Below are 7,366 nucleotides of genomic sequence, written 5' to 3'. Positions count from 1 at the left end.
ACCCTGCCGATCCTTGTTCTACCAGTTCATAAATTTGGCGAAGGTATTGATTGGTATATATAATATTGTTAAAGTAAATTTTCTACGAGGAAATAGCATGTCTGAAAATAATAACAAAGCGTTACCATTTTTTGCTCGTTTCTTGGAAGAACAACAATCAGAACCAGAAGAGGATGCTCCAAAACCTTTTCCTTTTACTTATAAGTTTCCCTCCGATTGGGAAGATCGTTAACTCTATTGATTTACATCTGAAATTAAAGCAATCAATTTCAGTTATTTAATAAATCAAAACTACTTGTAAAAGCATATTCGTTTCTGCATCGTTCATAGCATGTTTTAGAAACGGATACGCTTTCCTGTTTTTTAATCGTTCATTCCTAGCAAATAAAATTCGCAGCTAGACAGATAAAACCCGCATAGGCGGGTTTTAAAGTTCTTATTAATGTGTATTATGTTAGTATTTTAGGTAATTAGCATGGATGAAATTGTTAAAAAACTTGCTGGTCTTGGTCTTCTTGGCGTAATTCTTGTGATTCTAACGGCTGCATCAGAAGGTAGTTCCGCCGCCGTTGCAGCTACTCTCACAACATTAGGAGGACCATTTGGCATTGTAGGAGCTATAGCCTTGCTTGGTCTAATAACCATTGTAGGAGATATTGTAGCGGGATATGGAATTGAAGCCATTCTTAAGGCGATATATGAAGAACGTAGCAAAACTGAATCGGTAAAATATCTCATTAAAGAAATAAAAGATTTACCCATTACAGAGGATCTAAAACTAAAACTTAAAAATCAAATCTGTCAAGATATTATTCTTGAGGTTGAAGAGGTTAAGATCCCAAAAACAATTGAAATCATTGCGGTGATATTTCGATTCTGATTGTCTTTAGTCAAGGGATTCGTTGAATGCAAAATGCTGCGCTAAGTGACAGCATCTAATTACTATGAATGGATAAATTTTCTTTAAGTACAATTTCACCAGATTAAAGCTTTATAGGTTTTTACAACATGCAAGCTCAAGTTATTCGTGATCAACCCTCAAGTAATCTTTTTTCAGCTTTTATTCAATTTTGGGAAGATGTGAGAGTGGTTGCTCAACCTTTCTGGTATCCAACTAAGCCGGGATTAAGAGCATTTTCAGATGTTATTAGTGCATGGGGAAAGCTCATTCTTCTAGTTTTTTTAATAGTTGCGCTGGTGGGTATAACAGCTGCAAGCAGTTTCTTAAATCGCTATGTAATCAATATTGTCATTGAAGAAAAAGACCTTTCTAAGTATCTTGATACCTTATGGATTTCCATGCTTGTTCTTGTCTTGGAAACAGCTTTTATAGCATTTTCTAAATTTGTGAGAAAAAAAATTGCTATTGATTGGTATAAATGGCTTAATAATCATATTTTAGACAAATATTTTCGTAATCGCGCCTACTATAAAATAAATTTTAAATCAGACATTGATAATCCAGATCAACGTCTTTCCCAAGAAATTGAACCCATCACCAGCAATGCTCTAAGCTTTTCGGCTACTTTCCTAGAGAAAAGCCTACAAATAATAAGTTATTTAATTATTCTCTGGACAATTTCTCAACAAATAGCAGTGCTTTTAGTTATTTATACAATCATAGGTAATTTAATTGCTATTTACTTGAATCAAGAAACGAATAAAATTAATCAAGAAGGACTCGAATTTAAAGCCGATTATAGTTATGCACTGACACATGTTCGTAATCACGCAGAATCAATAGCTTTTTTTCAGGGAGAAAACGAAGAAACAAACATAATTCAACGCAGATTTGATAATATCTTAAAAAATAGTGAACGCAGGCTGAATTGGGAAGTAAATCAAGATATTTTTAACAGAGCATATCAGTCTGCCATTAGTGTGTTCTCAATGTTCATACTTACACCTTTATTTATTCAAGATCAAATTGATTATGGAGAAATTAATCAAATTAGTTTAGTTAGCTTTATGTTTTCTAATGCTTTGGGACAATTAATCAGCGAATTTGCAGCTTCTGGACGATTTTCCAGTTATGCTCAACGTTTAGCTGAATTGTCAAATGCATTAGAAGAAGCGACTAAACAACCTGAAAATATCAGTACGATTAAAACTATCGAAGAAAATCGTCTAGCTTTCGAGAATGTGACTTTACAAACACCGAATTATGAACGGGTGATCGTCGAAGATTTGTCAGTTTCTGTTCAAAGCGGAGAAGGTTTATTGATTGTTGGACCGAGTGGTAGGGGTAAAAGTTCTCTGTTAAGAGCGATCGCTGGTTTGTGGAATGCTGGTACTGGTCGTCTGGTGCGACCTCCTCTAGAAGAAGTATTATTTTTACCACAACGTCCTTATATAATTTTGGGAAGTTTACGTGAACAATTACTCTATCCTCATACAAATGAGCAAATGAGCGACGCAGAACTCAAAGATGTTTTGCAACAAGTTAACCTTGAAAATATAGAAACAAAAGGCGGTGGTTTTGATGCGGAAGTACCTTGGGAGAATATATTATCTCTGGGAGAACAGCAACGCCTAGCTTTTGCACGATTGTTAATTAGCCAGCCTCGCTTTACAATCTTAGATGAAGCAACCAGTGCTTTAGATTTAAAAAATGAAGAAAATCTATATCAACAGTTACAATCAACCAAGACAACGTTTATTAGTGTAGGACATCGAGAAAGTTTGTTTAATTATCATCAATGGGTTCTGGAACTTTCACAAGATTCGAGTTGGCGACTTGTAAGCATCAAGGATTATCAGAATCAAAAAAATAAAAAAAATGTCGTTAAGAATAGTAAAAAGACTCAAATCATAGCAAATGAACCTCACAAGAATGAATTGCCAAATCAATCAGAAACTCAATCACCAATAGATACAATTGAGGGTCTTTCTCATAAACAAATGCAGACATTAACAGATTCTCCGATTAACACTATTAGAGGTAAAGCTAGTTTGGGAAAGACGATCACTACTAAAGACAATATTACCTACCGCTATGACAAAGATCCAAAAGTGTTGAAATGGGTCAGATTTTAATGCATTTTAAAAAATCTAAACCCTTAGCGTTATATTGATAAAATTGAAATGCTTACTATAGAATCACGAGATAAGGTAACATATTGATATGAGAATTATGCAAAACAGACATAATACAATAATTGTGTCTGCTCATATTTTTGAGAATCATAATCATGTTAACTAAACAGCAAAGACAACTAATTACTTACAAAAAAATTACGATTTATCAACTAACTTATCAGTTACCTGCTCTGAAAAATTATGGAGTCAAAAAACTTCAAAAACAAATGAATAAGCGTCAAAGATTAATTAAAGAAGGCGTTCGATATCGTCATCTATTATGGGGCATAATTAAGCGGAAAGAAGAAATCAGTCAGGGAAAATTTTTAGAGGAAATACAATTATTTATTAGAGATTACACTTATATTATTAATTTTTTGGAAAATTACAAAGATAGTTATCAGCTTTTCTTGTTAAAGCTTACAGATGATTTAAAAAAAATATTTAAACAAAAATATTTGGAAATAAAGAGTTTAGAAGACGAAAGAGCAAAATTAGAGATTAGAAATAATAACAATGCAAAAATACTTGAGAAATTAAAATGGGAAAAACAGGAGAACTTGAAGGCAGTTTTACTGTTAAGTAATGCTTATTTGCTAATGATAGAAAAAATAAACTTTTTGGGTAAAGGCATTCAAGATATTGCAAATGATACCAAAATTCAAAAGCAAATTGTTCAACAAGTAATTAAAGAATTAGAAGTCTATCAAGAAATTTACGAATATCAAGCAAAAGCTTATAAAGTTCGTCAAGAAATAGCAAACATAGCTAACATCGCAATGAATTTTAAAAATTCTCTGCAAGATCACTTTACTCCTCTTCAAAGTCTCATAGATGCAATAGTCAAAATCGATGAAGATTTTTACAGCACTGTTGGAGATATTAAAATCTTAGCAGATAATGTTTTGAAGCATCAATCAAACTTATTAAATCTGGATGAAACCAAGATAAATTCTGAAAAGATTGTCGATTTTATTGTGACAAGTTATGAGAAAAAAACAAGATTAAAAGATGCTTCTATGCAATCCCAACTATTAGAATGGGAATTCAATAATTTTGATTTCACTGAAAATGAGACTTTTTTAGATAATGGGATTGATTTAATATCTAACTACATATCAAAACAACTCACAGATCAAACAAAAATAATAGAAATAGCAGAAGCTAATTGTATCTCCATACCACCTCTATCTTTATCTGAGGAAACGCAATTTATAGGGCTAACTAATGATATTAGTTTCTCAAAAGAATTTCAAAGTACTAAAAATATTGATTATACTAAACTGCGAAATCTCCTGGCTCAACAAGAGTGGAAAGAAGCTGATCTAGAAACAGCTAAAGTTATGCTACAAGTCATGGCTAAAAATTACTGGAATGAAGTTTATAAAGAAGATATTGATAATTTTTCTTGTCAAGACCTCCACATTATTGATCAACTGTGGGATCACTACAGTTACGGTTATTTCGGCTTCAGTATTCAGCAAAGTATCTGGAGTGAAATGGGTGGTAGAGTTGACTATGAAACAGAAAAAAGACTTGGCGATCGCCTTGGTTGGCGAAAAGACGGAAGCTGGTTAAATTATGAGCAATTAACTTTTAAATTGTCCCCCATGACACCAATGGGACATTTACCAGCAAAATGGTTACACTATGAGCAACAGACCTCTGATTTATCACCAGATTCCGCAGTAGAAAACTTATCAATGGGAGCATGGAGAGTAGGATCTTGGTTAGTTTGGCAGATGCACTTATTTTTTGCTCGTGTGAAAGTGTGTCAATGAACATTTTTAAGTGTTAACTGCATATTTTTGAGTAATAATCAAAAGTCAAAACTGCTTTGAGGATATATATGAGTAATAGTGATCTTTGTGATATAGATATAGAAGTTTTACTTTTTGGTAAATGGCGTTTTGATACTTCTAAGGAAAAAATCTCTGTTGAATTTAAAACTGATATGACCTATGAGCAAATTAGAGTACAAACATTTATTTCATCTAAACCCAAAGAATTGCTAACAGGTAACAAATTTAATGGTGTTTGGTACATCAATGATAGAGTCTTGTATTTGAATCTTAAATCTATTCCCAAATCTCCTTTCAATTTACAAATACCACTATTCTTTAAAGTTTCTTTTGGAGATATACTAGCCACTTTCGGTTCTTTATTTATAACTGAAAAGTACGAGGTTATTCAAATTAACAATTCTAAATTTGTGATCAAGGATGGAGAAGAATCAATAATTGGTACAAAAATAATTAATCACAGAGCCGTAAATCTGTAGAACATTAGTAACTCAAGTTCAAAAACTCGCCTACTCACCTACGATTGAAATTTCAATCTCATAACTAAAGTTTGCTTAAGCAGATTGCTTGATTTTATGAAGTCGTCTTCAGACTATTTGTGCTATTAGCTAACGGTTTTAACCGTTAGCGGTGTATTGAAAAAATTAAGATGCTCCCGTTCTCTAAATGGGAGGAGCCGAAGATAATACTCCCCCTCGACCTAACTCAAGACTATAATCATGCACAGAAATCAGTCGCCAACTCGAATCTTGTGAAAGTTCCAGAACCCATTGATGATAATTAAACAAACTTTCTCGATGTCCTACACTAATAAACGTTGTCTTGGTTGATTGTAACTGTTGATATAGATTTTCTTCATTTTTTAAATCTAAAGCACTGGTTGCTTCATCTAAGATTGTAAAGCGAGGCTGGCTAATTAACAATCGTGCAAAAGCTAGGCGTTGCTGTTCTCCCAGAGATAATATATTCTCCCAAGGTACTTCCGCATCAAAACCACCGCCTTTTGTTTCTATATTTTCAAGGTTAACTTGTTGCAAAACATCTTTGAGTTCTGCGTCGCTCATTTGCTCATTTGTATGAGGATAGAGTAATTGTTCACGTAAACTTCCCAAAATTATATAAGGACGTTGTGGTAAAAATAATACTTCTTCTAGAGGAGGTCGCACCAGACGACCAGTACCAGCATTCCACAAACCAGCGATCGCTCTCAACAGAGAACTTTTACCTCGACCACTAGGTCCAACAATCAATAAACCTTCTCCGCTTTGAACAGAAAGTGATAAATCTTCAACGATTACTTGCTCATAATTCGGCGTTTGTAAAGTCAAATTCTCGAAAGCTAAACGATTTTCTTCAATAGTTTTAATCGTACTAACATTCTCTGGTTGTTTGGTAACAGATTCTAAAGCCTCCGAAAACTCGGCTAAACGCTCAACGTAACTAGAAAAGCGTCCGGAAGTCCCAAATTCATCTATTAATGTTGCCAGACCATTAGCAAACATACTACAAGCGATGACTGCTTGATTAACTTGTCCAAAATCAATTTCCCCACGAATATATGCAGGTGCGAATATTACAAATGGAAATACTTGGATAACAGATCGATATCCTCTGTTAAAAATATCTTTATTTTTCTCCCAATCAATCTTACTTGCAGAACTTTCGAGGAGATTATTAAATCGGCGCAGAATAATATTTAATTCTTGGTTTTCTCCGTTAAAAAATGCGATTGATTCCGCATGATTACGAACATGAGTCAGGCTGTAAGTGTAATTAGCTTTAGATTCGAGTTCCTCTTGAGTAATTTTCTCTAATTCTTGACTCAAGTACACAGCAATCAAATTGCCTATAATCGTATAAATCAGCAAAATACCTACGGCCAGTCGAGAAATTGACCAAAGAATTATTAAAAATGTCGTCATTTCCAGGACTTTTTCTAACAAAGTAGCTGCAAAATTAACAGATGTCCTGGCGATAGGTTCGATTTCTTGGGATAGACGTTGGTCTGGGTTATCAACATCGGATTTAAAGTTGATTTTATAATAGGCGCGATCGCTAAAATATTTTTCTAAAATACGCTTGTTTAGCCATTGATACCAATCAAGGGCAATCTTTTTCCTTACATATTTAGTAAATCCTGTCAAGAGCGTGATCAATAGCAGTCCAATGCCGTAAATTGATAAGGTCTTGACAAACAAAGACATATCTTTGTTTTGAACAATAACATCGACTAAATAGCGATCAACGAAGCTATTCAAGGCTGTTACGCCCACAAGACCAATGATTAATACAATTAGGAGAACGAGCATTCCCCATGAGCGCATCACCTCTGCAAATGGTCTTCCCTTGGGATCTGTAGGATACCAGTAAGGCCCGGTGATCGCTCCGACATAATCCCAAAAATTATTAAAACCTGAAACATTAGGATTATTAGTTGAGTGTTGATCGCGAAAAACTTCAGTTTGCATATTTTAGAAATATAGCGG

6 protein-coding genes are annotated in these 7,366 nt (G+C 33.9%); 5 read left to right on the top strand and 1 reads right to left on the bottom strand.

What is annotated here, in order from left to right; genetic code table 11:
- The 5 genes from AC5JMK_RS18535 to AC5JMK_RS18515 all read left to right on the top strand — a co-directional run.
- Window positions 1-232, top strand: a 232-nt coding sequence (locus AC5JMK_RS18535) for a microviridin/marinostatin family tricyclic proteinase inhibitor (protein ID WP_495910764.1), incomplete at its 5' end; no start/stop codon positions are given.
- A 243-nt stretch (window positions 233-475) separates the two neighbouring features.
- Complete coding sequence (locus AC5JMK_RS18530; RefSeq protein ID WP_495910763.1) at window positions 476-880, top strand: hypothetical protein; 405 nt, start codon at window positions 476-478, stop codon at window positions 878-880.
- A gap of 128 nt (window positions 881-1,008) precedes the next feature.
- Window positions 1,009-3,036 carry an ABC transporter ATP-binding protein/permease gene (locus AC5JMK_RS18525; RefSeq protein WP_495910762.1) on the top strand — a complete coding sequence of 676 codons (2,028 nt, stop codon included), beginning with the start codon at window positions 1,009-1,011 and terminating at the stop codon, window positions 3,034-3,036.
- A 155-nt stretch (window positions 3,037-3,191) separates the two neighbouring features.
- On the top strand, window positions 3,192-4,859 hold the full coding sequence (locus AC5JMK_RS18520; protein ID WP_495910761.1) for a GUN4 domain-containing protein: 1,668 nt from the start codon (window positions 3,192-3,194) through the stop codon (window positions 4,857-4,859).
- A gap of 68 nt (window positions 4,860-4,927) precedes the next feature.
- On the top strand, window positions 4,928-5,359 hold the full coding sequence (locus tag AC5JMK_RS18515; RefSeq protein ID WP_096679354.1) for a hypothetical protein: 432 nt from the start codon (window positions 4,928-4,930) through the stop codon (window positions 5,357-5,359).
- Between the two features lie 183 nt (window positions 5,360-5,542).
- Here AC5JMK_RS18515 and AC5JMK_RS18510 read toward each other — a convergent pair whose 3' ends face one another.
- Window positions 5,543-7,348 carry an ABC transporter ATP-binding protein/permease gene (locus AC5JMK_RS18510; RefSeq protein WP_495910760.1) on the bottom strand — a complete coding sequence of 602 codons (1,806 nt, stop codon included), beginning with the start codon at window positions 7,346-7,348 and terminating at the stop codon, window positions 5,543-5,545.
- Window positions 7,349-7,366 lie beyond the last annotated feature (18 nt).

This window comes from Pelatocladus sp. (assembly GCF_059505505.1).
The sequence above is the reverse complement of the archived record's forward strand: the minus strand, read 5'-3'. Positions and strand labels throughout refer to the sequence as shown.